22 protein-coding genes are annotated in these 26,187 nt (G+C 75.1%); 7 read left to right on the top strand and 15 right to left on the bottom strand.

The window, feature by feature from the left end; genetic code table 11:
* The 4 genes from C4U44_RS36835 to C4U44_RS36815 form a co-directional block, all read left to right on the top strand.
* Positions 1-629: ATP-binding cassette domain-containing protein (locus tag C4U44_RS36835; protein WP_146088430.1), on the top strand; the 629-nt coding region annotated here is incomplete at its 5' end.
* A complete protein-coding gene (locus C4U44_RS36830; protein WP_103890454.1) occupies positions 626-1,486 on the top strand; it encodes an ABC transporter permease in 861 nt (286 codons plus the stop codon). The genes C4U44_RS36835 and C4U44_RS36830, both read left to right, overlap by 4 nt.
* 11 nt (positions 1,487-1,497) lie before the next feature.
* Positions 1,498-2,793 (top strand): sensor histidine kinase, encoded by a 1,296-nt coding sequence (locus C4U44_RS36820; protein WP_322973726.1) that lies wholly within the window; start codon positions 1,498-1,500, stop codon positions 2,791-2,793.
* A gap of 104 nt (positions 2,794-2,897) precedes the next feature.
* Positions 2,898-3,578 (top strand): response regulator, encoded by a 681-nt coding sequence (locus C4U44_RS36815; protein ID WP_265737360.1) that lies wholly within the window; start codon positions 2,898-2,900, stop codon positions 3,576-3,578.
* A 32-nt stretch (positions 3,579-3,610) separates the two neighbouring features.
* Here the strand turns inward: C4U44_RS36815 and C4U44_RS36810 are convergent, their stop codons facing one another.
* The 13 genes from C4U44_RS36810 to rimP form a co-directional block, all read right to left on the bottom strand.
* Positions 3,611-4,174, bottom strand: a complete 564-nt coding sequence (locus tag C4U44_RS36810; protein ID WP_103890451.1) for a DinB family protein — start codon at positions 4,172-4,174, stop codon at positions 3,611-3,613.
* 67 nt (positions 4,175-4,241) lie between these two features.
* Positions 4,242-5,201 (bottom strand): bifunctional riboflavin kinase/FAD synthetase, encoded by a 960-nt coding sequence (locus tag C4U44_RS36805; protein WP_103890450.1) that lies wholly within the window; start codon positions 5,199-5,201, stop codon positions 4,242-4,244.
* Between the two features lie 123 nt (positions 5,202-5,324).
* Positions 5,325-6,062 (bottom strand): phosphatase domain-containing putative toxin, encoded by a 738-nt coding sequence (locus C4U44_RS36800; protein WP_235032622.1) that lies wholly within the window; start codon positions 6,060-6,062, stop codon positions 5,325-5,327.
* Positions 6,063-6,379: 317 nt separating this feature from the next.
* Positions 6,380-7,300: a hypothetical protein gene (locus C4U44_RS36795; protein ID WP_103890449.1), complete on the bottom strand. Its 921-nt coding sequence runs from the start codon at positions 7,298-7,300 to the stop codon at positions 6,380-6,382.
* Positions 7,297-9,747 carry a PEP/pyruvate-binding domain-containing protein gene (locus tag C4U44_RS36790; RefSeq protein ID WP_103890448.1) on the bottom strand — a complete coding sequence of 817 codons (2,451 nt, stop codon included), beginning with the start codon at positions 9,745-9,747 and terminating at the stop codon, positions 7,297-7,299. Before C4U44_RS36790 ends, C4U44_RS36795 begins: the two co-directional genes overlap by 4 nt.
* Before the next feature lie 236 nt (positions 9,748-9,983).
* On the bottom strand, positions 9,984-14,177 hold the full coding sequence (locus C4U44_RS36785; protein ID WP_103890447.1) for a trypsin-like peptidase domain-containing protein: 4,194 nt from the start codon (positions 14,175-14,177) through the stop codon (positions 9,984-9,986).
* 339 nt (positions 14,178-14,516) lie between these two features.
* A complete protein-coding gene (gene truB, locus C4U44_RS36780; protein ID WP_103890446.1) occupies positions 14,517-15,413 on the bottom strand; it encodes a tRNA pseudouridine(55) synthase TruB in 897 nt (298 codons plus the stop codon).
* Positions 15,410-15,946: a 30S ribosome-binding factor RbfA gene (gene rbfA, locus C4U44_RS36775; RefSeq protein ID WP_103890445.1), complete on the bottom strand. Its 537-nt coding sequence runs from the start codon at positions 15,944-15,946 to the stop codon at positions 15,410-15,412. The genes truB and rbfA overlap by 4 nt, the downstream gene beginning before the upstream one ends.
* A gap of 32 nt (positions 15,947-15,978) precedes the next feature.
* Positions 15,979-16,272 (bottom strand): DUF503 domain-containing protein, encoded by a 294-nt coding sequence (locus tag C4U44_RS36770; RefSeq protein WP_103890469.1) that lies wholly within the window; start codon positions 16,270-16,272, stop codon positions 15,979-15,981.
* A 102-nt stretch (positions 16,273-16,374) separates the two neighbouring features.
* On the bottom strand, positions 16,375-19,524 hold the full coding sequence (gene infB / locus C4U44_RS36765; RefSeq protein WP_103890444.1) for a translation initiation factor IF-2: 3,150 nt from the start codon (positions 19,522-19,524) through the stop codon (positions 16,375-16,377).
* Between the two features lie 164 nt (positions 19,525-19,688).
* Positions 19,689-19,967: a YlxR family protein gene (locus C4U44_RS36760; protein ID WP_103890443.1), complete on the bottom strand. Its 279-nt coding sequence runs from the start codon at positions 19,965-19,967 to the stop codon at positions 19,689-19,691.
* Positions 19,968-20,088: 121 nt separating this feature from the next.
* A complete protein-coding gene (nusA, locus tag C4U44_RS36755) occupies positions 20,089-21,087 on the bottom strand; it encodes a transcription termination factor NusA (protein ID WP_103890442.1) in 999 nt (332 codons plus the stop codon).
* 2 nt (positions 21,088-21,089) lie between these two features.
* Positions 21,090-21,665 (bottom strand): ribosome maturation factor RimP, encoded by a 576-nt coding sequence (gene rimP, locus C4U44_RS36750; protein WP_103890441.1) that lies wholly within the window; start codon positions 21,663-21,665, stop codon positions 21,090-21,092.
* Positions 21,666-21,801: 136 nt separating this feature from the next.
* Here rimP and C4U44_RS36745 point away from each other — a divergent pair, with 136 nt between their 5' ends.
* From C4U44_RS36745 to C4U44_RS36735, 3 genes are read left to right on the top strand one after another with little or no spacing between them, the layout of a single operon-like run.
* Positions 21,802-22,314 carry a hypothetical protein gene (locus C4U44_RS36745; RefSeq protein WP_103890440.1) on the top strand — a complete coding sequence of 171 codons (513 nt, stop codon included), beginning with the start codon at positions 21,802-21,804 and terminating at the stop codon, positions 22,312-22,314.
* 7 nt (positions 22,315-22,321) lie between these two features.
* Entirely contained in the window at positions 22,322-22,741 is a 420-nt protein-coding gene (locus C4U44_RS36740) for a ferritin-like domain-containing protein (protein WP_103890439.1), read from the top strand.
* Positions 22,742-22,783: 42 nt separating this feature from the next.
* Positions 22,784-23,743 (top strand): aminoglycoside phosphotransferase family protein, encoded by a 960-nt coding sequence (locus C4U44_RS36735; protein ID WP_103890438.1) that lies wholly within the window; start codon positions 22,784-22,786, stop codon positions 23,741-23,743.
* Between the two features lie 16 nt (positions 23,744-23,759).
* On the opposite strand, the gene C4U44_RS36730 is transcribed toward C4U44_RS36735, so the two are convergent.
* Entirely contained in the window at positions 23,760-25,457 is a 1,698-nt protein-coding gene (locus tag C4U44_RS36730) for a proline--tRNA ligase (protein ID WP_103890437.1), read from the bottom strand.
* 64 nt (positions 25,458-25,521) lie between these two features.
* Positions 25,522-26,064, bottom strand: a complete 543-nt coding sequence (locus tag C4U44_RS36725; protein ID WP_103890436.1) for a GNAT family N-acetyltransferase — start codon at positions 26,062-26,064, stop codon at positions 25,522-25,524.
* Positions 26,065-26,187: the final 123 nt, after the last annotated feature.

The raw sequence follows: 26,187 nt of genomic DNA, 5'->3' as shown, positions 1-26,187 counted from the left end.
CCGGCATCCCCCGCCGCCGCGTCGACGAGGTCATCGACACCGTCGGCCTGCAGGACGCCGCCCGCACCCGCGTCGGCCGCTTCTCCCTCGGCATGGGCCAACGCCTCGGCATCGCCACCGCCCTGCTCGGCGACCCCGCCACCCTCGTCCTCGACGAACCCGTCAACGGCCTCGACCCCGAAGGCGTCCTCTGGATCCGCACCCTCCTCAAGGACCTCGCCGCCGAAGGCAGAACCGTCCTCCTCTCCTCCCACCTCATGTCCGAAATGGCCCTCACCGCCGAACACCTCATCATCATCGGCCGCGGCCGCCTCATCGCCGACACTCCCGTCAGCGAGTTCGTCCGCGCCACCCCCGGCGGATCCGTCCGGGTGCGCGCGGAGGAGGCCGACCGGCTGCGCGACCTGCTCGGCGGACCGGGCGTGTCGGTGGCCTCGGAGACCCGGCACGTGCTGGAGGTGACCGGGCTGACCAGCGACCGGATCGGCCGGGTGGCGACGGAGGCGGGCATCGCGCTGGCCGAACTCACCCCGCAGCAGGCGTCGTTGGAGGACGCGTTCATGGAGCTGACGAGGGACGCCGTGGAGTACCAGGCACCGCGGCACGTGACGGAAGGACAGGCGGCATGAGCGCGGGCACGGTGACGGCTCCGGCGGGCCGGGGCGCGGATGGTACGACCGGCGGACCCGGCCGGGCACGGAGCGGGGCGGGTGTCACCCAGGCCCGGGTGCTGCACTCCGAGTGGATCAAGCTGCGGACGCTGCGGTCCACGTTCTGGACACTGATCGGGTCGGTGGCGGCGCTGATCGGGTTCGGGGCGCTGTTCGGCGCGATCAGCGCGAACCGCTGGCCGACGATGTCGCCGCACGAGCACGCCACGTTCGATCCGGCGGGGATCAGCCTGCGCGGCTACTTCCTCGCCCAGCTCGCCGTCGGCGTGCTCGGGGTGCTCACGGTCAGCGGCGAGTACTCGACCGGGATGATCCGCTCCTCGCTGGCGGCCGTCCCGCGCCGGCTGCCCGTGCTGTGGGCGAAGGCCGCGCTGTTCGCGGCCGCGGTGTGGGCGCTGACGACGGCCGCCGCGCTCGTGGCGTTCCTCACCGGGCAGGGGCTGATGTCCTCCCGGCACATCGGAGTGTCGCTCGGCGATCCCGGCGCGCTGCGGGCGGTGCTGGGCACGGGCCTCTACCTCACGGTCGTCGGGCTGCTCGGCGTCGCCGTCGGCGCGCTGATCCGCAACACCGCGGGCGGCATCGCCACGCTCTTCGGCGTGCTGCTGGTCCTGCCGGTTCTCGCCGAGGCGCTGCCGGCGTCCTGGAGCGACCACGTGAGCCAGTGGCTGCCGAGCACCGCGGGCCAGTCGCTATTCAGCGTGCACCACGTCGACCACACCCTCGCCCCCTGGCCGGGCTTCATGGTCTTCTGTGCGTACGCGCTCGCCGCGCTGGCCGGTGCGGCGGTCCTGCTGAAGCGCCGCGACGCCTAGGAGGTCCTGCCGTGGAGGTCCCGCCCGCCGAGGCCGCGTCGACCGTGGCGGCACGCCCGGTCCCCCGGCCCGGCCGGCCCGCGCCGGGGCGGGGTGCGCCGCGGACGCCGGCACGGGAGTGGTGGAGGTGGGGGCCGCCGGGGCGGCGACTCGCGGCGGGGCACGGGCCCGTCGACGCACTGCTCGCCCTCACGCTGTGCGCGTTCTTCACCGCGTTGCAGCACGGCGCGGTGCGGGCCCACCCGCTGCCGGTGTTGCTCGCGCAGGTCGGGCTGATCGTGCCGCTGGCGTGGCGGCGGCGGGCGCCGATGACGGTGTTCGGGGTCATGGCCGCCGCGGCGTTCGCCCAGTGGCTCGGCGACGTCCGGTCACCGGCGGACGGGGGCCTGCTCATCGCGCTGTACACCGTGGCCGCCTACGTCGGCGAACGGGCTCGCCTGCTCGCCGCGTTCGGCGTCTTGGAGGCGGGCATCGCGCTGGCCACGCTGCGGTGGTCGATCCACGACCGCGGCCTCGCGACATTCGTCTCGCTGTCGGCGATGGCGACCGCGGCCGGGGTGATCGGGACGAACATGCGGGCCCGGCGGGAGCGGATGGAGTTCCTGGAGGACCGCGCGGTGCGGCTGGAGCTGGAGCGGGATCAGCGCGCCCAGCTCGCGGTGGCCGGCGAACGAGCACGGATCGCCCGGGAGATGCACGACATCGTCACCCACAATCTCTCGGTGATGGTGGCGCTCGCCGACGGCGCCGCCTTCGCGATGGAACGCTCCCCCGACCGCGCCGCGACGGCGATGCGGCAGACGTCGGCGACCGGCCGGCAGGCGATCACGGACATGCGCCGCTTCCTGGGGGTGCTGCGCGACGACGAGCCGGACGCGCTGCGCCACCCGATGCCGGGGATCGCCCAACTCGACGCGCTCGCCGAGCAGGTGCGGGCGGCCGGGCTGCCGACCCGGCTGGTGGTCGCGGGCGAGCCCGCCGCGGTGCCGGCCGCGGCCCAGCTCACCGCCTTCCGCCTGGTGCAGGAGGCGCTGACCAACACCCTGAAGCACGCCCCGGCCGGCGCCCGCGCGGAGGTACGGCTCTCCTGCGGGCCCGACGTTCTGGAGGTCAGTGTCATGGACGACGGCGCGGGCACGGAACCGCAGGCGCCACCCGGCCCTCCCCCGCCGCTCGCCGGGCACGGCCTCGCCGGTATGCGGGAGCGGGCGGCCGCCTACGGTGGGCGGTTGACCGCGGGCCCGCGGCCCGGCGGCGGCTGGCGGGTCACCGCGGTGCTCGCCCTGGCCACCCCGGAGGCACCGTGAACGCGCGGGGCGGCCCGGGGAGGACGGGCACGGGCGCGGCTGCGCCTTCGGACACGGACGGGGGCGCGGACACGGACACGGGTACGGACACGGACGGGAACGCGGTGGCGGCGCCGGTACGGGTACTGCTCGTGGACGACGAGCCGCTGCTGCGGATGGCGTTCACGATGGTGCTGGACGCGCAGCCGGACATGGAGCCGGTCGGCGAGGCCGGGGACGGCGCGCAGGCGGTGCGGCAGGCGCGGGCGCTGCAGCCGGACGTGGTGCTGATGGACGTGCGGATGCCGGGGATGGACGGCATCGAGGCCACCACGCGGATCGTGGAGAGCTGCCCGCGGTCGCGGGTGCTGATCCTGACCACCTTCGACCTGGACGCGTACGCCTTCGCCGGGCTCAAGGCGGGTGCCTCGGGGTTCCTGCTGAAGAACGCGCTGCCGGAGGAGTTGCTGGCCGCGATCCGCGCGGTGGCGGCGGGCGACGCGGTGGTGGCACCGCGGATCACCCGGCGGCTCCTGGAGCGGTTCGCCCACCAGCTCCCGTCACCGGACGACCGCACCGGCCACCCGGCGGGCGACGACCGCCTGGCGCGGCTCACCGCCCGGGAGCGCGAGGTGCTGGTCGAGGTCGGGCGCGGCCTGTCCAACACGGAGATCGCGGGCACGCTGCACCTGGCCGAGGCCACCGTCAAGACGCACCTGAGCCGGGTCCTGGTCAAGCTGGAACTGCGGGACCGGGTGCAGGCGGTGGTGTTCGCGTACGAGGCCAGGCTCGTACGCCCCGCGTGACAGGGTGTGCGTGCCGCCGGCCCACGCGCCGGTCACACCCCGGTCGTGCCGTCGATCCGCTCGCGCAGCAGGTCGGCGTGGCCGTTGTGCCGGGCGTACTCGGCGATGAGGTCGACCAGGATGTAGCGCAGCGACATCTCCTTGCCGGTGACCAGGGAACGGCAGGTGGCGTCGAGAGACGGCGCCGCGGCCACGATCCGGCGGGCGTGGTCGCACTCGGTCCGCCAGACGGCGAACGCCTCCGCCACGTCCCCGTCGAGCCACTCGAAGTCCTGGTCGGGGGCGTCGTCGGAGTAGTGGAGCATCGGGAGGTCCTCACCGGCGAAGTGCTGCCGGAACCACCAGCGCTCCACTCCGGCCAGGTGCCGGACCAGGCCGTGCAGGCTCAGCGCCGACGGCGGCACCGCCTTCTGCGACATCCGGTCGGCCGCCACTCCCGCGCACTTCAGCGCGAAGGTCTCCCGGTGCCAGTCCAGGAAGGCGGTCAGCATCTCCCGCTCGCCGCCGGTACGGGGCAGCTCCGGGCGGACGGCGCCCTCCAGCTTCGGCGAGAGCTGGATGTGCTGTGCGGGTGGGGTGTAGTCCTTCGCAGCCATACCGCGAAGTCTCGCAGCGAGCACTGACAACGCCCGGGGCGTCGCCGGGCCGCGGCTCCCCCCGCGGTCAGGAGTGCGGCGTGTCCGCCGCGTCCACCAGCTCGCGGGCCCGCTTCACGTCGACCGCCATCCGCTCCAGCAGCGCCTCGACGGTGTCGAACCTCTCCATCCCGCGCAGGTAGGCGAGGAAGTCGACGGCGACGTGCAGCCCGTACAGGTCCAGCCCGACGCGGTCGATGGCGTAGGCCTCCACCGTCCGGGCGGTGCCGTCGAAGGTCGGGTTGGTGCCGACCGAGATCGCGGCGGGCATCGCCTCGCCCTCGACGTGCAGCCAGCCGGCGTAGACGCCGTCGGCGGGGATCGCGGTGTGCGGCAGCGTCTCCACGTTGGCGGTGGGGAAACCGAGTTCGCGGCCGCGCTGGGCGCCGCGCACCACCACGCCCTCCACCCGGTGCGGGCGGCCCAGCACCTCGGCGGCGCCCGCGACGTCGCCCTCGGCGATCAGCCGCCGGGTCAGCGAGGAGGAGAACGGCTCGCCGGCGCCGGCGGTGCCGCGCACGAACAGGTCGACGACCTCGAGCTCGTAGTCGTACTTCAGGCCGAGCGCGGACAGGAAGTCCACGTCGCCGGCGGCCTTGTGGCCGAAGCGGAAGTTGGGGCCCTCCACGACGAGCTTGGCGTGCAGCCCGTCGACGAGCACCGTGCGGATGAACTCGCTCGGCGTCAGCCGGGAGAACTCGCTGGTGAACGGGAGGATCAGCAGCGCGTCCACGTCGAGCTCGGCGACCAGTTCGGCCCGCCGGTGGTGCGCGGACAGCAGCGGCGGGTGGCTGCCGGGGCGGACCACCTCGCTGGGGTGCGGGTCGAAGGTGACCACGACCGACGGCAGCCCCAACTCGCGCGCCCGCTGCACCGCCCGGCCCATGATGAGCTGGTGACCGCGGTGCACACCGTCGTACGACCCGATGGTGACGACGCTGCGTCCCCAGTCACCGGGAACGTCCTCCAAGCCCCGCCACCGCTGCACCTTGACGCTCCGCTTCTGCTGTTCGGCCGTGTCTCGCTCTGTCTTCACCGCGTGCCCGCGTGGACCGCGCGCCGCGCGGCACCGCACGCTACGGACAAGCCTGCCATGCCGCCGGTCCCGGCTTCACAGCGACGCCTTGATCCGGCGGGGCGCGTCGAGCAGCCGGCTGATCCCGCTGACCAGGGCGGGCGGCTGCCGGTTCGCGTGCCGGCCGGTGTGCAGGACGTAGTAGACCTGCTCGATGGAAGGCGGCCCGACCGCCACGGTACGGACGGCGGCCTGATCGGCGCTGGCCTGGCCGGTACGCACCAGGTAGGCGGCGATCATCACGCCGGTGCGGCCGACCCCCGCGCCGCAGTGCACGTAGACCGGGCCGTCCGAGGCTTTGACGACGCGCAGGAAGGCGTCGACCTGTTTCCCGGTGGGGGTCTGGCCGTCCCGGATCGGCAGCCGCACGGACCGCAGCCCGGCCCGAGCGGGCAGCGCCAGTTCGGCGGCCGACAGGTCCTCGGCACGCAGGTCCACCACGGTGCGGATGCCGTCTGCGGCGAGCTCGCGGTATCCGGCCGCCGTGGGCGCGGACCCGCGGTAGACCTTCGCGTCGACCTTGAGGAAGTGGTTGATGCCGGCGGGGGTGTGCCTGCCGCCGGACGCCTCGTGGCGGGCCCACGCGGTCAGCGCGAGCATCCCGCCGGCCGAGCACGCCCACAGCACGCCGTAGCCGAGCACGCAGCACACCAGCACCTTGGCGATCCGGCGGGCGAGGGCCGGCGCGCTGAGCGGGTCGGCCGGAAGATCCGGCACCGGTGCGGCCGGTACGACGGTCCCGGCCGCGCCGACGGGTGGTGAGGCCGGAGCCACGGTTCCGGCTGCTGCTCCGACTCCGGTTCCGGCTGCCTCGACGGCCGCGGCTCCGGCCGGGGGCGCCGGCAAGGGCGGCGCGGACGGTGAGGGGGACGGCGGGGCCTGGAACAAGCGCTGTTCACCACCTGGGTGGAAAGCGGGGGACGGTGGTCGTCGCCCCTCCCCGGGGCGGCGCCGTACCAGGCAGGCTACCCGCTGCTCCTGAACCCTCGGGCCGAACGGCGCTCGCCGCACCCGGTATTGGCACCTGCCACCCGCAACCCCGCACCCGGCCCCGACCCGCCCCGGCACCGGCGCGCGTGCGTACGGCCCGGTCAGTGCGGGAGCGCCGCCTGGCCGTCGCCGAGGATCTTCGCGGTGGCACGGTTGGCGGACGCGTCGGTGAGGCAGCCGCGCAGGCGCAGCACGTCGTGCGGGCTCAGGGCCGGCCGGATCACCCCCGCGTAGACGCCGTCGGAGAGCACGCCCAGGCTGGCGTCGGGGTTGGGCGCGGAGGTGGACCGGCGGCAGCCCTCCCACAGGTCGCGTGCGGCCATCTCGCGGGCGGAGGCGTCGGAGGTGCCGTGCACCTCGACCTGGAAGACCACGGTGGTCGCCGCGGCGGCGGGCCTGGCCTCCTCGCGTGTCTCGGTGGCGTCGGCGAGCGCGTACACACCCCAGACCAGCAGGACGACCGCGGCCACGGAGCCGACCACGGACAGCAGCACGCGCAGCCGGCGCGCGGGGGGCACCGCCGGCCGGTCCTCCAGCTGCGGGATGGCGCCGTGCACACCGTTGGCGGGCGCGGCCAGCGGTGCGAGCCGCCCTGCCAGCCGCCGCTCGGCCCCGGGCCGGGCGGTGGCGGCCGCGATCCGCTGGATCACCCAGGCGACCCCGGACAGCGCGGCGCCGGTCACCATCAGGATGGGCACGAAGACGAACGTCCTGGAGGTCCGGTCGGCGCCGTCGCGGTGCTCGCCGCCGAGCCAGCGGAAGGGATGCGTGGCGGCCTGCTCGCGGGAGTGCTCCAGCCGGCGCCTGATCTCCTCGGCGCGGGCGTCCGAGTCGTTCAGCCGCCGCTCCAGGCGGCCCATCCGGCCGAGCAGGATCGCGCAGACCAGGAACCCCTCGACGGCCAGCAGCAGGACCCCGCAGAGCACGGCCCGCTGCCACTCCCACCGGTAGAGGTAGACCACGAGGTAGACGGCGGCGGCGAGGGTGGACAGGCCGCCGAACAGGTAGCTGACGTACTTCATGCCGCCGCCCCTTTTCCCCGGCCGGGACGACCGTCCGGGCTCCCGGAACCTCCGCCGCCGGACCCGTCCGGGCGGGCCGCCACGAGGGGTTGCCCTTCGGGCTCGGTCCCGGGCGCGGGCACGGACCCGAGCCTGCCGGTCGGACCGGTGGACCCGGCCGCGGCTCCGTCCCCGCCTCCGTCCGGCGGGCCCTCGCCCGGCGCCGTCCGGGGCGCCTGGGCCGCCTGGGCCGCCTCGATCGTGCCGGTCGCGCCGTCGACGGTCAGCGTGGTGCCGGGGGCGTACCGCTCGACGGCGCGCGGGACGCCGACGACGGTCGGCACGTGGTACTCGCGCGCCAGAACCGCCAGGTGGGACAGGACGCTGCCGGTCTCGGCGACCAGCCCGGCGAGGTCGGGCAGCAGCCCCGCGAGCGCGGGGTCGAGCGAGCGGACCACGAGCACCGGGTCCTGCGGGCGCGGCCCCTCCCCGTCCCAGGCCGTGCCGGTGCCGAGGCCGCCGCCCGCACCCTGGCCCTCGCCTTCCCCATCGCCGGGACCGCGGCCGATGCGTACGGCCTGCGGGCGGCCGTCCTCCGCGAGGCGGAAGGCCGCCGGCAGCGGCGGGGTCTGCCGCCGGGGCAGCCGCTCCGCGAGGTCGCGGGGGCGGGCGCCGCCGTCCGCGACGGTGGTGAGCTCGCGCCAGCGCAGCAGCGCGATACGGCCCCGCTCGACGCGCGGGCAGTGCGCGTCGATCCGGCTGCCCATCTCGCGCACCATCGACGTCTGCATCTCCTGCACCCACCGGATCCGCAGCCGCAGCCCCTCGCGGACGGACAGGAAACCGACGCCGCGCGGCACCCCGTTCCAGCCGACGTGCTGCGGCAGGTCGACCCGCTCCCCCAGCGACGGGGGCAGCAGGGTCAGCAACACCGGGTGCCGGCGCACCAGTTCGGCGTCCGACCGGCCGCTGTCGCGGCCCTCGGCGAGGACGGCCAGCGCCTCGCCGACGGCGGTGCTCCCGGTGTCGGTGTCCAGCAGGGCGCCGGCCAGCGACTCCTGGGCGTGCAGGGACGCGAGCACCGTACGGCCCCAGGCGACCGCGGTCAGCAGCTCGCCGCTGAGCATCTGCCGGGGCTCGGCGAAGTTGTGCAACTGCCGGTCGACGTCGGCCATCAGGTCCCGGGCGAGCAGCGGCAGCGCCGTCCGCAGCCGGCCGACCCGCCAGGCGGCGCCGGCCCTGCGGGCGCCCGGTGCGGGATTGATGAAGTTCAGCACGGGGTGCGCGGCGGGCACCGCGCCGAGCAGTACCAGGTCGGCGGCGGCCCGGCCGTCGACGGCGGTGGCGACCGGCAGTCTGCGCAGCTTGCGGCGCGGCGCGGCGCCGGCGATGTCCAGGGCGAGGGTCAGCCCCTGGTTCATCGGGGCCAGCCACAGGTCCTCCTCCAGCGGCTGGAGCACGCCCGGCAGCGTCTCGGCGACCGGCCCGGGACCCAGCAGCCGCGCGCCCCGGGGCGGGCGGGCCGCCATCGCGGTGATCGGCCGGGCCTGGAAGAGCCAGAGCCGCCCGTCGTCGTCGAAGCCGAACTCGACGTCCTGCGGGCCGCCGTAGATCTTCTCGGTGCGGCGGGCCAGCCGGACCAGCTGGGCGAGCCGGCGGCGGCCGAGCGGGCCGGTGCCACGCGGCCGGTCGGGTTCGGTGTGCAGCAGCCGTCCCCGGCGGGTGAGCTGGTAGCGCACGCCCTGGGTGCTGCCGTCCACGAGCCGGTCGGGGCCGCCGGTGACCGCGCTGACCAGGATGTGGTCGGGGCGTCCCTCGACAGGGTCGGCGCCGAACATCACGCCGCCGGCCGCGGCGGTGAGCATCGGCTGCACGAGGACGGCCATTCCGTGCAGCGGGTCGTCCGCGCCCCGGCCCGCGCCGGGCGGGACCCGCGAGGCGGAGTCCAGCACCTGCCGGACCGCCTGGGTGAAGGCCTCCCAACCGCGTACGTCGAGCACCGAGTCGAAGCGGCCCGCCATCGAGGACTCGCCGGTGTCCTCGTGGGCGGAGGAGGAGCGGACCACCAGCGCGGGCGCATCCGGTCGGATCGCTTCCCGGCTCGGGGCGTCGGGACCGGGGTCGTCCGGACCGGGCGGGGGCGGGAGGGTCGACGGCGGTACCGCTGCCCCCGTCGCACCGGCCGAGCGCGCCGTGGCGGCCGTCAACCGCTCCCAGGCCGACCGCAGCGCGCCGGTGCCCGCGGGGGCGCCCGGCGCGCGGTCGGCGGCGACCAGCACGAAACCGGGAAGCACGGGCAGGCCCGCGGCGGCCGCCCGGGCGAGGTTCGCGGCCTTCGCCCCCACCACGGCCGGGTCGCCGGCCACGGCTGCGTCCAGCCGCACCACGGCAAGCGGTGCGGACCCGATCCCGTCGGTGTCCGCGATCTCCTCGGTGTCACCGGTGCGCTCGGTGTCCTCGATCCGCATCGCTCGCTCCTTCCGGCGGCTGTCGGCCCCCTCAGGTGTCTGCTCGGAGGTCCGGCCACGGGTCCTCGCGACCGCCTCCCGAGGCCGACCGGCCCCTGAAGGACAACGCCCCTTCACCCCTGAGACCTTCCACAGTCGGCGACTTGACGCCTCCGGGGCGTCACGATCGGTCCTTTCCGGCCACTCCTCGACGGTGCCGGGGCGGGTCGGCGCCGAGGCCCTGAACTGGAGCCGGGTCAGGAGGCGACGAGGAGGTCGTGGCGTGCGCTGGGACCGAGCAGCGTGTCCCAGGTGGCGTCGGTCAGCCAGCCGCGCAGCAGCTGGGCGAAGGAGGGGTGGGATGCGGCGAGGGTGACGACGGTGCGGTCGAAGCGTGCGGCGCCCTGCGGGGTGCGGGTGAGCAGGAGGGCCAGGCGGTGGACGAGATCGCGGGTGAGCAGCGGGTGTTGGGTGGAGGCCGAATGCGCGGCAGCGGCGAGGAGGGCGGCCAGCACGTCGGGGTCACGCTCGGTCTCCAGCGCGGCGTCCAGCAGTTCATGCCGGAGCGGCTGGGACAAGTGGGTGCCCGGCGTGGCGAACACGGGCAGCAGGGCCGACCGGATCGGCGCGGGATGGTCGCGCAGCAGGGCGGCGGTGAGGGTGAGCAGCAACGGCCTTGTGCCCGGGCCGTGTTCGAGCCGCAGGTCGAGGTAGCGGGCCACGTCGGGCGCGGACCGGGGATGCTGCCGCAGGTGGTCCTCGACCAGGACGGCGGCACGCCGGGCCAGCACCGGCTCCCTGACGCCGGCCAGCGCGGCAAGCACGTCGGCCGCACCCGCCGCCGGGCCGGCCACCGTGGCCGCGCCCCCTCCCCAAGTCACCTTGCCCGCGGCATCGTTGGCCTGATCTCCCGCCCGATCGCCGGCCTGGTCCCCGGCGGTCCGATCACCGCCGGGCGGATCCCCGGCGGTCCGCAACCGCGTCCTGAACGCGTCGAGCACCATCTCGGGGTGCGTGTCCATCGCCTCCGCGAGGGCGCCCGGCGCGAGGCCGGGGTCGTCCTCGGCGAAAGCGCGCAGCGCGGCCGGGAGGTAGCGCACCCGGGTCGCCGGATCGCGGACGAGAACGCCGAGCGCGGCGCCGTGCAGCCCGACCTCGTCGGCCCGGGCCAGCAGCGCCAGGGCCGCGTACCGGAGCAGTTCGCGGTCGGCGCAGCCGCGGGCGAAGGGCGCGACGAGGGCGCCGTAGGTGGCGGCGGCGACCCGCCGGTCCGGCCGCGGGTCGTGCGCCCATCGGTCGACGGCCCGGCAGATCGCGCCCGGGTGGTCCTCGGCGAGCGCGGCCAGCACGTCGTCGGCGCCGGAGTGCCCGGCCTCCACCAGTGCCTCCGTGAGCGAGTCGGGCGCGCGGCGGCTGTGGGTGTGCAGGAGTGCCTGCGCGGCCGACGCCACCGTGAGCCGGCCGCCGACCGCGAACGGGTGCGCCGCCTGGAGCGGGCGGTCGTCGCCGAACCATCCGCACACCACGGCCACCGCCTGCTCCCCGCGCTCGCGCACCAGCCCCGACACCACGGTCAGGAAACGATCCTCCTGCCCGGCCCCGGGCGGCCCGTCCGCCGGGAGCAGCAGCCGCAGCAGCTCCAGCCGGTCCGCCTCCGGCAGCGGCACCGCCCGCCAGAACCAGGGCCCGAACTGCCCCAGCCCACCGAGGAGTTCGGGTGCGAAGCCGCCCGCGGCGATCGAGCGCACGACGATCCGCCCGGCGAGCGCGCGCAGCACCGGCAGCAGCGGCCCCGCATCCTCCACCCGCAGCAGCGCCTCGCGCAGGAGGTGAGCGGCCCACCACTGCGCCTCGGTACGGCGTTTGTCGCCGTGCCAGGAGGCGCGCACCGGTTCGCGGTGGCCGCCACGGCAACTCTCCCCCTGCTGCCGGTCGGAGGCGTCCCCCGCGCTGCCGGAACCGCCCGGGCACGGCTGGCGGGCGCCCGGATCCGTCTGGAGGAAGGGAGGCCCGCCGCCTTCGCCCGGCTCCCTGCGTGCCGCACCCGCGCCTCGCAGCGCCCGCGTCCGCGGCGTGGGCACCGTGTCGGCCTCCAGGTCCGCGCCCGCCGGCTCCGGGTCGGCCGCGGCCCGCCCCGAACTCTCGCTCGTGAGCGGCGGAACCGCCGCCCGCGCCGGCAGCCACCCCGGCCCGGGCCATCCCGCCCGCCCGTCGTCGAGCACCTCGACCAGCGCCTCCAGGTGCCCCGTCAGGGCATCAGGCGGCGCGAGCAGCAGCGCTCCCACCACCGGCCCGGCCCGGTGCCGGGGCACGGGCAGCGAGCGCGGCCGGCCGGCCGGGCCGACCGGCGGCGCCGGGGGCACGGGCGGCACCCGCACGGGACGGCCACCCCCTCCCCCCGCCTCCGCACCCGCCCCGCCCGACCGCCCGGAGACGCGCGAGGGAAGGCGGACCGGTGCGTCCCCGGGCACGAGCGGCGGCAGCGGATGGCCGGCGGACGGCGACCAGCGGTGCACCAGGGCGAACAGCGCGGTGGGCAGGTCGAGATGGAGGGACTGGATCCAGTCGCCGAACTCCTCGTGCGCGAAGCGGTATCCCGATCCCGCGGGCACCAGCAGGTTCTCCGCGAGGACCGCGGACGCCCAGCCCGTACGCCACGGGAACAGCTCCTCGAACGCCTCCCGGTCCAGCTCCCCCTGCCCGGGACCGAGGCAGCGCCGCGCCGCTTCGTGCGCCTGCCCGGCCACCCGGGCGGCCAGCCGGCACAGTCCCCGGCCGCGCACCGGCGGCGAGGTCGGCGTCGCCGCGCCCAGCCGCACCGCGACCCGAAGGCACACCGCGTCCAGATACGCGGCGAAGATCTCCGCGCGGCCCGGCGGCGGCCCGTACTCCGCACGCTCGCCGAGCGCCGTCCGTACCTGGGACAGCAGCCGCAGCGCGAGCGGGTGCCCGGCGTCCTGGGGGCGCAGGGCGTCACCGGGCAGGTCGTGCCGCTCCCGGGCCTCGGCCGCCTCGGGCCCGGCGAGGTCCTCCAGCCGCACGCACGGCGGCAACGGCCTGCGGAGCATGGTCGGTTCGGCCCCCGGGCCGTCGTCCGCCCGCGGCACCGGTACGTACAGCAACTCGGCCGGGAGCAGCCCGCCCACCTGCTCCCAGAACTCCGGCCGGCACGCCACGACCAGCCGGGTCCGGCTGGTCCGCAGCCATCCCGCGGTCGCGGCGGTCCAGCCGGCCAGCTCGTGGGCGAGGACCGGCGGCATCTCCTCGGGCGCGTCGAGCAGGACGACGAGCGGGCATCCGCAGTCACGCGCCAGGGCGGCGACGGCCTCGGTGGGATCGGCCATGCCGTAGGCGAGCGGGGCATGGAGCGGCTCGCCGGGGGCGTGGCCGGCGGCGCTGACCACGCGGGCGGCGGTGCGCAGGGCGCGCTCGACGGCGTCCTTCACGCTGCCGTCACCCGGGCGGAGTTCGGCGCCGCGCAGCCACACGGTGGGGGCCGGATGGGGGGCGCGGTGGCGGCGGGCGGCCAGCGCGGCGAGTTCGGTGCTGCGGCCGGTGCCCGGCTCGCCGACCAGCCCGAGAGCGAGCGGGGCGGCCTCGCCACGGCGGCCGAGGAAGTCGGCGAGCGCGGCGCCGATCCGGGGTCTGGCCACCGGGTCGCGCCACGGCTCGGGTGCGGTGCCGGCCGAGGCGACGCTGGTGTCGGTGAGGTGCAGGGCGCCCGCGAAGTTGAGGTGCGGTCCGTACGCGGGGACGGTCGCGGCCGCCCGGGCGGCGAGTTCGGCCAGCGGCGCGGGCGCGGCGCCGGAGGCGGCGTGCAGCGGCACCGCGAAGCCGCCGGCGCGGTGCCCCGAGTGCAGGGCGGTCACCACCACCGCGAGCACGGCGCCGGTCGCCGCGTCGACCACCGGGCTGCCGGAGACCTGCGGGCCGGCCGCGGCCAGGTCGGTGCCCTCCAGCGACAGTTCGTAGACCTCCTCGATCAGGTGGAAGCGGTCGGTGGCGGCGTACGTGACCGCGGTGGTGCCCAGCACGGTGGCGGCGGCCGGCTGCGGCAGCCGGATGACGGCCCGCCGCTCGGGGTGGCCGGGACCGCTGGGCGCGAGCGGCAGGGGGCGTACGTCGAGACCTTCGGTGGCCACCAGCGCCAGCCCGCACGCGGGGAGCGGGGTGACCGCCTCGGCCTCGACGAGGCACACCTGCTCGCCGGGGGCGTGCAGCACGAGCCGCGCGAGCCCGTCGACCGCCTCGTGGCTGGTGATCATGGTGCCGTCGAGGTCGGCGAGGAAACCGGTGCCGCGCGGTCGTCCGGCCAGGTCGCAGACCCGGATCAGCGCGCCCGCGCTACTCCCGCCGTCACCGGCGCGGCCGGCGTCCCGCTCCCCGGGCCGCGAGGCGGCCTGTCCGGCGGCCCATCCCCGGGTCCGTCCACCACTGCGCAGCGCTGCCATGACCGGTTCTCCCCCACTTCACCCCTGCGCCCCCCGCGCCCCGTTTCATCCCGCTATCGACGGTAGGTTCCGGAAGATCGGCTGCCAAGATCGCCTGCCGAACGCGCCCCCGTGCGACCCCCCGTTCACTCCGAGCGCCCGTCCATTGGGGTGATTTCGGGGGTCCGGATGGATAGGGACAGCTCACGGGGCGGAGGGGGGTCGTGGGGCGGAGCCCGCCAAGGGGACAGGCGGTCCCGCCCCACGGCAGAGGTGAGAACGGCAGATCGGCAGAGGTGAGAACAGCCGGCCGGGTCGGGCGGCGGTCCTCCTCGACCGGCCGCCCGCTCCGAGCGAGCCCTACTGGCCGAAGCCCGCCACGATCCTCGCGTGGCCCTGATGCTCCTCGACCAGCGCCAGGAAGCGGCCGTCGGGGCCGAACGCGGCGTGCGTACCGGCGCCGAGGGACGGGGTGGCGATGCGGACCCCGTTGCCGAGCAGGCGGGCCTGGTCCGCGTCGACGTCCCAGCGGGGGAAGGCCGCGTCGGCCGCCTGCGCGATCGGCAGCACCTCGAAGCTCTCCTCCAACTGCTCCAGCGTGCGTGCGCCCGCCAGGCCGTACGGGCCGACGCGGGTGCGGCGCAGCGCGGTGAGGTGGCCGCCGACTCCGAGACCGGCGCCGAGGTCACGGGCGAGCGCCCGGATGTAGGTGCCGGACGAGCACGTGACGGTGACGTCGAGGTCCAGCAGGCCGGGCGCGCCGTCGGGCACCCGCACCTCCCGCACGGTGAAGGCGCTGACGGTCACCGGGCGGGCGGCGAGCTCGAACTCCTCGCCCTCGCGCACCCGGGTGTAGGACCGCACCCCGTTGACCTTGATGGCACTGACCTTGGACGGCACCTGGAGGATCGCCCCGGTGAGCGCGGCGACCCCGTCGTCCACCGCGGTCCGCGTCACGTCGGCCGCGGACGCCTCCGCGGTGACCTCGCCCTCCGCGTCGTCGGTGACCGTCGCCTGGCCGAGCCGGATGGTGGCGGCGTACTCCTTCTCGGTGAGCGCGAGGTGGCCAAGCAGCCGGGTGGCCCGCTCCACGCCGATGACCAGTACGCCGGTCGCCATGGGGTCGAGGGTGCCCGCGTGGCCGACCCGCCGGGTCCCGGCCAGCCGGCGCATCCGGGCCACGACGCCGTGCGAGGTGAGCCCGCCGGGCTTGTCGACGACGACCAAGCCCGACGGGCCTTCCTTCCTGGGACTCATGCCTGCGTGCGACCGTCCTCGTCGCCGGCCGCGGCGGCCGGCCCCTCGGCGTCCACGCCCTCGCCCTCGCCCGAGGCACCCTCCGCACCCTCCGCGTCGAGGTCGTCGTCCTCCTCGGCCGGCTTGCGGTACGGGTCCGCGTCACCGGCGTACTGCGCGTCGGTGGCGGACTTGCGCACCTCCTCGTCGGCGGCGCGGGCCTTGGCGAGCAGGTCCTCGATGGTGCGGGCGTTGTCGGGCAGCGCGTCCGCGACGAACTCCAGGCTCGGGGTGAACCGGACCCCGGTCTGCCGGCCGACCTCGGAGCGCAGGACGCCCTTCGCGCTCTCCAGGGCGGCGGCGGAGGCGGCACGCTCCTCGTCGTCCCCGTAGACCGTGTAGAAGACCGTCGCCTCCCGCAGGTCACCGGTGACCCGGGTGTCGGTGATCGTCACGTATCCCAGCCGCGGGTCCTTGATCCGCCGCTGGAGGGTCTCCGCGACCACGACCCGGATGCGGTCCGCAAGCTTTCGCGCCCGCGCGGTGTCGGTCATCGTCTTCTTCTCTCTTCACTCGGTTCGTTCGGTCAGTCGTCGCCGCCGTGGATGCGCTGCCGCGTGGACAGCAGGTCCACTTCCGGCCGGGCGACCATCCAGCGCTCGCATCGGTCGAGCACGTCCTTGACGTGCCCGAGGTCGCCGGAGACCGTCGCGATCCCTATCTCGGCTCTGCGGTAAAGGTCCTGGTCGCCGGTCTCGGCCACGCTGACCGCGAACTTGCGGTGCAGCTCGGCGACGATCGGGCGGATCACGGACCTCTTCTCCTTCAGCGACCGTACGTCACCGAGCAGGAGGTCGAAGCTCAGCGTGCCTACATACATGAACATGAACGGTACAGGCGACGGCCGGGGCCGATCGACGGCTTTTTCTGCCGTCGACCGGCCCCGGACCGGTTGTTCCGCCGCTACCGGCGAGTCGTGGGATCAGCCGCGCGGCTTCTCCCGCATCTCGTAGGTGGCGATGACGTCGTCGATCTTGATGTCGTTGTAGTTGCCGAGGTTGATACCGCCCTCGTAACCCTCACGAATCTCGGTGACGTCGTCCTTGAAGCGGCGCAGGCCCTCGATGTTGAGGTTCTCCGCCATGACCTTGCCGTCGCGCAGCAGGCGGGCCTTGGTGTTGCGCCGGACCTCGCCGGAGCGCACCAGCACACCGGCGATGTTGCCGAGCTTGGAGGAGCGGAAGATCTCCCGGATCTCGGCGGTGCCGAGCTCCACCTCCTCGTACTCGGGCTTCAGCATGCCCTTGAGCGCCGCCTCGATCTCCTCGATGGCCTGGTAGATCACCGAGTAGTAGCGGACGTCCACGCCTTCGCGCTCGGCCATCTGCGTGGCACGCCCGGCGGCGCGCACGTTGAAGCCGATGACGATGGCGTCGGAGCCGGTCGCCAGGTTGATGTCGGACTCGGTGACCGCACCCACGCCACGGTGCAGCACGCGGATGTCGACCTCCTCGCCGACGTCGAGCTGGAGCAGTGCCGATTCCAGCGCCTCGACCGAACCGGACGCGTCGCCCTTGATGATGAGGTTGAGTTCCTGCACCTCACCGGCCTTGAGCGCCTCGTCCAGGTTCTCCAGCGAGAACCTGCGGCCCTTGCGGGCGAACGCCGCGTTCCGCTCGCGGGCGGCACGCTTCTCGGCGATCTGCCGGGCGGTGCGGTCCTCGTCGACGACGAGGAAGTTGTCGCCCGCACCCGGCACGTTGGTCAGACCGAGCACCAGGACCGGAGTCGACGGAGCCGCCTCCTCCACGCTGGCACCGCTGTCGTCGAGCAGCGCCCGGACCCGGCCGTACGCGTCGCCGACCACCATGGTGTCGCCGACCCGCAGGGTGCCGCGCTGGACCAGGACGGTCGCCACGGCGCCACGGCCGCGGTCGAGGTGCGCCTCGATCGCGATGCCCTGCGCGTCCTGCTTCGGGTTGGCCCGCAGGTCGAGCGAGGCGTCCGCGGTCAGGACCACGGCCTCCAGCAGGCTGTCGATGTTCAGGCTCTGCTTGGCGGAGATGTCGACGAACATGGTGTCGCCGCCGTACTCCTCGGCGACCAGGCCGAACTCGGTGAGCTGACCGCGCACCTTCGTCGGGTCGGCGCCCTCGACGTCGATCTTGTTGACCGCGACCACGATCGGGACGTCCGCGGCCTTGGCGTGGTTGAGCGCCTCGATCGTCTGCGGCATCACACCGTCGTTCGCCGCGACCACGAGGATCGCGATGTCGGTGGACTTCGCACCACGGGCACGCATGGCGGTGAACGCCTCGTGGCCCGGGGTGTCGATGAAGGTGATCGCGCGCTCTTCGCCGTTGACCTCGGTCGCGACCTGGTAGGCACCGATGTGCTGGGTGATGCCACCGGCCTCGCCCGCGACCACGTTGGTCTTGCGGATCGCGTCGAGCAGGCGGGTCTTACCGTGGTCGACGTGACCCATGACGGTCACCACCGGCGGACGGGAGACCAGGGCCTCCTCGCCACCCTCGTCCTCACCGAACTCGATGGAGAACGACTCGAGCAGCTCGCGGTCCTCCTCCTCCGGGCTGACGATCTCCAGCACGTAGTTCATCTCGCCGGCGAGCAGCTCCAGGGTGGAGTCGGACACCGACTGGGTGGCGGTGACCATCTCGCCGAGGTTGAGCATCACCTGAACGAGCGACGCCGGGTTGGCGTTGATCTTCTCGGCGAAGTCGGTCAGCGAGGCACCGCGCGACAGGCGCACGGTCTGGCCGTTGCCGCGGGGCAGCAGCACGCCGCCCACGGACGGGGCCTGCATGGCCTCGTACTCCTGGCGCCGCTGGCGCTTGCTCTTACGGCCTCGCGCCGGACGGCCACCAGGGCCGCGGCCGAAGGCACCCTGCGTGCCGCCGCGGCCGCCCGGGCCACCCGGACGTCCGCCGAAACCGCCGGGGCGCGGACCGAAGCCGCCACCGCCGCCGGGGGCACCGCCACCGGGACGGGGACCGCCGAAGCCGCCACCGCCGCCACCGGGACGACCGCCGCCACCGGGACCGGCCGGACGGCCGGCGAAGCCGCCGCCACCACCGGGACGACCGCCGCCGCCACCACCGCCGGGACGACCGCCGGGACCGCCCGGACGCCCACCGGGACCGCCGGGGCGGCCACCCGGGGAGGGTGCGGGACGCTGCGGCATCATGCCGGGGTTCGGGCGCGGGCCCGAGGACTGCGGACGGGGCATGCCGCCCGGGGACGGACGCGAGCCGCCGGGGCCGCCCTGACCGCCACCGGGACGCGGGGCACCACCGGGGCGCGGGGCGCCGCCGCCGGGACCCGCGGGACGCGGGGCGCCGCCCTGGCCGCCACCGGGACGCGCCGCGCCACCGGGGCGGGGCATGCCGGTGGAACCGGACGTGAAGGGGTTGTTGCCGGGGCGCGGGCCGGCCGGACGCGGAGCGCCGGGACGGGCACCGCCCTGGCCACCCTGGCCGCTGGGACGGTTGCCGCCGGGGCGGCCGCCGTCACGCTGGCCTGCGTCGCGCTGGCCGCCGTCACGACCGCCCTGCTGGCCGCCGGCCGGAGCCGGACGGGCCGGGCGCGGACCGGGGGCAGCACCGCCGGGACGCTGTCCCGCAGCCGGGGTCGTGGGCGCCGACGGGGGCGCCTGGAACTCCGCCGCGGGCACGGGCGCGGCCGGCGCGGGCTTGGCCGCGGGGGCCGGCCTGGGACCGGGGCGCGGGCCGGACGGCGCGGAGCCGCCGGCGCTCGGTGCGGACGGGGCCGCAGGGGTCACCGGACCGCCGGCCGAGTCGGCGGACTTCGGCGCCGGGGCAGCCGGACGTGCCGGACCGCCCGGGGCGGGCGATGCCGGCCTGGGGGAACCTCCCGGGCGACCCGCCGCGGGAGAGGGCGCCGCCTTGCGCGGCGCGGACGGCTTCGCAGCGGACTTGCCGGCGCTACCGCCGCCGGGTCCCTGGAAGGCGTCCGTCAGTTTACGGACAACCGGCGCCTCGATCGTCGAGGACGCCGAACGGACGAATTCGCCGAGTTCCTGGAGCTTGGCCATGACGACCTTGCTCTCGACTCCCATCTCCTTGGCGAGTTCGTATACCCGGACCTTAGCCACTTCGCTCCTTTTAGGTCCGGGGTGATCGTCCGCCGGACCGTCGCTACTTCATGGGCGTACTCATCGCGTACTCATCGAGTGCTCATCGCAATCTCGACCTACTTCCATCTCGCGAGGTACCTGACCGCACGGTGCACCCGTGCCGTTCTGCTTCTTACAGGTTCTTACGGGGCTGCCTGCTCGACGTACCGGCGCAACTCCGCGGTGTCGGGCGTGACCGGTCCTCTGAAGGCCCGGGCGAACGCCCGGCGGCGGACCGCCAGGTCGAGGCAGGCAAGGGCGGGATGCAGATACGCACCCCGACCGGGCAGCGTACCGCGAAGATCGGGAACGCACGCATCCCCGCTCACCGCCACACGCAGCAGATCGCTCTTGGCCGCGCGTTGACGGCAGCCGATGCACGTTCGCTCCGGGCATGCTGGCGTCAGCGTCCGACCAGACACCACTAAGTCTACCTCCCCGCGCCAACCTCACTCCTTCGAGTGGGTTAACGGACGGTTGTTCGCCCGGAACTCACAGATTCCGGAGTCTCGGTCCCGCTCCGGAACGCGCCACCCGCCCGCGCTACTGCGGCCCGCCCTGGTCCTGCTGCTCGGTGTCCGGGCGGATGTCGATCCGCCAGCCGGTCAGCCGGGCGGCGAGCCGGGCGTTCTGGCCCTCCTTGCCGATCGCCAGCGAGAGCTGGTAATCGGGCACGGTCACCCGGGCGGAGCGGGCGGCCGCGTCCACCACCTCGACCTTGGAGACCCGGGCCGGCGACAGCGCGTTCGCGACCATGTCGGCCGGGTCGTCCGACCAGTCCACGATGTCGATCTTCTCGCCGTGCAGCTCGGCCATGACCGCCCGCACCCGGGCGCCCATCGGGCCGATGCAGGCGCCCTTGGCGTTCAGCCCGGACCGGGTGGAGCGCACCGCGATCTTCGTACGATGCCCGGCCTCGCGGGCGATCGCCTCGATCAGCACCGAGTTGTCGGCGATCTCGGGGACCTCCAGCGCGAAGAGCTTCTTCACCAGGTTCGGGTGGGTGCGCGAGAGGGTCACGGACGGGCCGCGGGTGCCCTTGGCGACCCGGACCACGTACGCGCGCAGCCGGGTGCCGTGGGCGTAGTCCTCGCCGGGGACCTGCTCCTGCACCGGCAGGATCGCCTCCAGCTTGCCGATGTCGACCAGCACGTTCTTCGGGTCCTTGCCCTGCTGGACGACGCCGGTGACGATGTCGCCCTCGCGGCCGGCGTACTCCCCGAACGTGACGTCGTCCTCGGCGTCGCGCAGCCGCTGCAGGATCACCTGTTTGGCGGTGGAGGCGGCGATCCGGCCGAAGCCGCTGGGGGTGTCGTCGAACTCGCGCGGCTCGGCGCCCTCCCCCGCCTCCTCCTGGTCCTCGGTCGCCCACACGGTGATCTGGCCGGTGGTGCGGTCCAGCTCGACCCGGGCCCGCCGGTGGCTGCCCGGCTCGCGGTGGTACGCGATGAGGAGCGCCGACTCGATCGCCTCGACCAGCAGGTCGAACGAGATCTGCCGTTCGGTCACCAAGCCCCGCAGGGCCTTCATGTCGATATCCACGGCTACGCCTCCTCAGTGCTCTCGTCGTCCTCGACGGTCTCGTCGCCGTCGCGGGTTGCCTCGTCGTCGGCGTCGTCCGCATCGTCGGCGTCGTCTGCGTGCTTCTTGCGGCTGAACTCGATCTCGACCCTGGCCCTGGCGATCTCGGCGAAGTCCGCCCGGGCCGGCTTGGGCTTGCGGCCCTTGACGCCCGGGACCTCCAGGTCGAGACCCGAGTCGTCCACCGCCATGATCCGCGCGATCAGCTCGCCGCGCTCCTCGAGCTGGAGTTTGACCAGGCGGCCGGTGTTGCGGCGGAAGTGCCGCGGCTCGGTCAGCGGGCGGTCGGTGCCGGGCGAGGTGACCTCGAGGACGTACTCGGACTCGCCCATCACGTCGGACGCGTCGAGGGCCTGCGACATCTCGCGGCTCAGCTCGGCGACCGCGTCGAGCTGCACGCCGTCCTCCGCGTCGACGACGACCATCAGCTGGCGGCGGTTGCCCGCCGCCGACACCCTGACCTCCTCCAGCTCCAGTCCCGCTGTGCCGACCAGCGGCTCGAGCAGCGCGCGCAGCCTCTCGCTCTGGGTGGTGCTCATCCGGGTGACTCCTCGGCCGCGTCTGCTGTTGTCATGGAAGGTCGCGTGTGGGTCGCACTTTACCCGAGTCGCGCCGCCCCCGAACGCGTCGCGGGGTGGTAGCGGAGCCACCGGCCGGCCCCCCTACACTCCCTGCATGATCCCGAAGCCGACCCGGCGCAGTGCCGTGGCCATCGCAACCCTCGGCCTGGTCGCCGGGTGTTCCGGCAGCCGGGGCAGCGCGTCCGCGGCGGACCCGCACGCCGACGCGGAGCAGCAGGCCCGTGAGGTTCGGGACAGCACGGCACTGGTGGCGCGGTACGACGCGGTGACGGCCGCGTACCCGAAGCTCACCGCACGGCTGGCGCCGCTGCGGGCGGACACGGCCGCGCACGTACGGGCCTTCGGCGGCCGGGCCCCGGCCGCGCCGTCGACGCACGCGTCGGGCAGCGCCGCCACCGCCTCGCCCACCCCCTCGGGACCGGCCTCCGCCGTGCCCGCCACCTCCGACAAGGCCCTCGCCGCCCTCGCCACCGCCGAGCGGGCGCTCGCCGACCGCCGGGCGGCCACGCTGCTGGACGCGCCGGGCGGCCTGGCCCGGCTGCTGGCCTCGGTGGCCGCGGCGGGCGCGGGCCACGTCGCCCTCCTCGGCCCTCCGGCCGGAAAGTGAGCGCACGGTGAGCACGGTCGTCGACGCGGCCCAGGCCGCCCTGGCCGCGGAGCACGCGGCCGTCTACGGCTACAGCGTGGTCGGCGGCAAGGCGGCCGACTCCCGCAAGGCCGAGGCGCTGCAGGCGTACGACGCACACCGGGCCCGCAGGGACGCGATGGCCCGCACGGTCGCGGATCTGGGCGCTGCCCCGGTGGCGGCGGCCGGCGGCTACCGGCTGCCGTTCGCGGTGAGCACGCCGGCCGACGCGCTGCGGCTGGCCGGCTACCTGGAGGAGCACGTCGCGGGCGCGTACGGCGATCTGGTGGCGGCCGCGATAGGCGGCATACGGCGGGACGCGGCGGCGGCCCTGCGCGAGGCGGCGGTGCGTGCCGTGCGCTGGACCGGCGGCGGCGTAGCCTTCCCGGGATTGCCGGAAGAGGGCTGACCCGCCGGCCGCACGGGTGGACGACGGAGGGAACGCGACACGATGAGCGCAGCGGCGCACGGGGGCGGGAGCGAGGGCGACCGGCCGGCCGGTGTGGTCATCGAGCCGCCCGAGCGTCTGACCCGTACCGTCTCCGCCTGGGAGGGCGAGGCGGGCCGGCAGTGGCTGGCCCGGCTGCCGGAGACGGTCACCGGCTATCTCGGCCGGTGGGGTCTGACCGCGGAGCGGGTGTTCGCGGCCGGCGGCCGGATCAGCATGATCGTGCTGGTCCGCACGGACGACGGCACGCCCGCCGTGCTCAAGGTCGGGATGGTCACCCGGGAGACCGCGCAGGAGCACGCGGCCCTCGCGCACTGGGGTGGTCGCGGCGCCGTACGCCTGCTGCGGGCCGATCCGGAGCGGGGCGCGATGCTGCTGGAACGGCTGCACGCCGACGTGTCGCTGCGCTCGCTCGCCGAGCCGAAGGCGATGCTGGAGGCCGCCGGGCTGCTCCAGCGGCTGTGGGTGCCGCCCGCCGAGGAGCACCCGTTCCGCACCGTCGAGGCGTACACCGGCGAGCTGGTCGCGCTGCTGCGGGAGCGCCGCGAGCAGCCGTACGCCGAGGACGCGCGGCAGCTGGTCGACGAGGCGGTGGCCCGCTGGGCGGAGCTGGCCGGCACCGGCCCCGAGGCGGTGCTGCTGCACGGCGACTACCACCACGGCAACGTGCTCGCCGGGGACCGGATGCCGTGGCTGGCGATCGACCCCAAACCCCTGGTCGGCGAGCGGGCCTACGACCTGGCCTGGCTGGTGCGGGACCGGCTGGCGACGCTCGCCGCGCAGCCGGGTTCCCGGGCGGCCGCGCGACGGCGACTGGCGAAGCTCGCGGACTCCCTGGAGGTGGACCCGGAACGGCTGCGCGGATGGGCGTTCTTCCGCGCGGTCGAGGCGGGCGTGTGGGGGCTGGCGATCGGCGGCCGGGAGGACGGCGAGCTGCTCCTGGAGTTCGCGACCTGGCTGTAGCCGGGGGCGTCCGGGGTCAGGCGCCCCGGAGAAGGGCCACCGCGTCCTCCAGCGGAAGCTCCTCGCGGGTGGCCGCACGGCGGTCGCGGAGCTCGACGACGCCCTCGGCGGCGCGGCGCCCGGCGACGAGCACGCGGGGCACCCCGATCAGCTCCGCGTCGGTGAACTTCGCCCCGACCGAGACCCCGTCCCGGTCGTCCAGCAGGACCCGCAGCCCCGCGGCATCGAGCGCGCCGGCCGCGCGGGCGGCCAGCGCGGCGGCCTCCCCCTTGCCCGCGGCGACCACGTGGACGTCGGCGGGGGCGACCTCGGCGGGCCAGCACAGGCCGTGGGCGTCGGCGGTCTGCTCCGCGAGGGCGGCGACGGCGCGGGAGACGCCGATGCCGTAACTGCCCATGGTGACGCGGACCGGCTTGCCGTCGGGACCGAGCACGTCGAGGCGGAAGGCGTCGGTGTACTTGCGGCCGAGCTGGAAGATGTGGCCGATCTCGATGGCCCGGTCCAGCCGCAGGCCGGCGCCGCAGCGCGGGCAGGGGTCGCCGGCCTGGACGGTGACGACGTCGAGGTAGCGGTCGACGGTGAAGTCCCGCCCGCAGACGACGCCGGCCGCGTGCCGGCCGGGCTTGTTGGCACCGGTGGTCCAGGCCGTGCCGGCCGCGACCCGGGGGTCGGCGAGGTAGCGGACGCCCAGCGTGCTCAGGCCCTGCGGGCCGACGTAGCCGCGTACCAGGTCGGGTCGCAGCGCGAAGTCCTCGGCGGTGACGAGCTCCACGGTGGCGGGGGCGAGGTGCTCGGCGAGCTTGTCCAGGTCCACCTCGCGGTCGCCGGGCACGCCGACCGCGGTGATCTCGCCGTCGACCTTCACCAGGAGGTTCTTCAGGATGGCGGCAGCGGGCACGCCCACCGCGGCGGCCAGTGCCTCGACGGTCGCGGTGCCGGGGGTGTCCAACTCCTCGACCGGGCCGGGGTCGACGGCGGCGGGGACCGCGGCGGTGAAGGTGACCGCTTCGGTGTTGGCCGCGTAGTCGCACTCCGGGCAGTCCGCGAAGGTGTCCTCGCCGGCGGCCGCGGGGGCCAGGAACTCCTCCGACGCGGAGCCGCCCATCGCCCCGGACACGGCGGAGACGATCCGGAAGTCCAGGCCGAGCCGTTCGAAGATCCGGACGTACGCCTCGCGGTGGAGCCGGTAGGCCTCGGCGAGCCCCTCGGGCGCGGTGTCGAACGAGTAGGCGTCCTTCATCTGGAACTCGCGCCCGCGCAGCACCCCGGAGCGGGGCCGGGCCTCGTCGCGGTACTTGGTCTGGATCTGGTACAGGATCACCGGCAGGTCGCGGTAGGACGTGACCTGGTCCTTCACCAGCAGGGTGAAGCTCTCCTCGTGGGTGGGCCCGAGCACGTAGTCGGTGCCCTTGCGGTCGGTGAGCGCGAAGAGCAGATCGCCGTACTCCGCGGCGCGGCCGGTGGCGTCGTACGTCTCGCGGGGCAGCAGCGCGGGCAGCAGCACCTCCTGGCCGCCGATCGCGTCCATCTCCTCGCGGACGATCCGGGAGACGTTGTCCAGCACCCGCTTGCCCAGCGGCAGCCAGCTCCACATCCCCGCCGACGAGCGGCGGACGTACCCGGCCCGCACCAGCAGCCGGTGGCTGGCGGTCTCCGCGTCGGCCGGGTCGTCCCGCAGTGTCTTGAGCAGCAGCCGGGACATGCGCAGGACCATGGCGTTCTCCGTGTTCCTCGGGGTCCGGCGAGGATATCCAGCGGCCCGGCCGGAACCGTACCGGTTATTCCGGGGGACGCGGCAGCGGCAGCGGGGCACCCATCACGGCGTAGGGGCGCGGCGCGCTGGGGAAGTGCACCGGGCGGGCCAGGTCGACGTAGCCGAGCGTGCGGTACAGGCGGCGGGCCCGGCTCTCGCCGTCGATCGCGGAGAGGATGCTGCGCGGTTCGGTGGCGGTGTCGGTGATGTCGGTGATCAGCCTGCGGCCGATGCCGCGGGACTGGAAGTCGGGCAGCACGTGCAGTTCGGTGATCACGAAGGAGTCGTCGAGCCAGCCGTCGTTGCCCTGCGCGCGCAGGTACGGCTGGACCACGCTGGACCACCAGTGCGCCCGGTCGTTGGGCATCCCGTAGACGAACCCGACCATCCGCCCGTCGTCGCTGTGCGCGGCCAATGCCCGTGCCCCGCGGCACGCGAGGTGGCGCAGCACGATCTGCCGGCGGATCGCGACCTCCTGCGGCCCCAGCCCGAACGCCACGGCCTGTACGGCCAGGGCCTCGTCCACGTGCTCGGCAAGCGCGCAGGGCGCGACCACCACGTTCTCCATGACGCCCAAACCTACCGCTCTTACAAGCCTCGCTCGCCGCCGGGCATTTGGACCCGGTGTGGGGGCACCCCCGGACGAAGTCCGGGGGAGGTCGATCATGCGCGATCACCTCGTTCCTCGGCG

It is taken from the genome of Actinacidiphila yanglinensis, from assembly GCF_900107965.1.
Lineage (GTDB): Bacteria > Actinomycetota > Actinomycetes > Streptomycetales > Streptomycetaceae > Actinacidiphila > Actinacidiphila yanglinensis.
The sequence above is the reverse complement of the archived record's forward strand: the minus strand, read 5'-3'. Positions and strand labels throughout refer to the sequence as shown.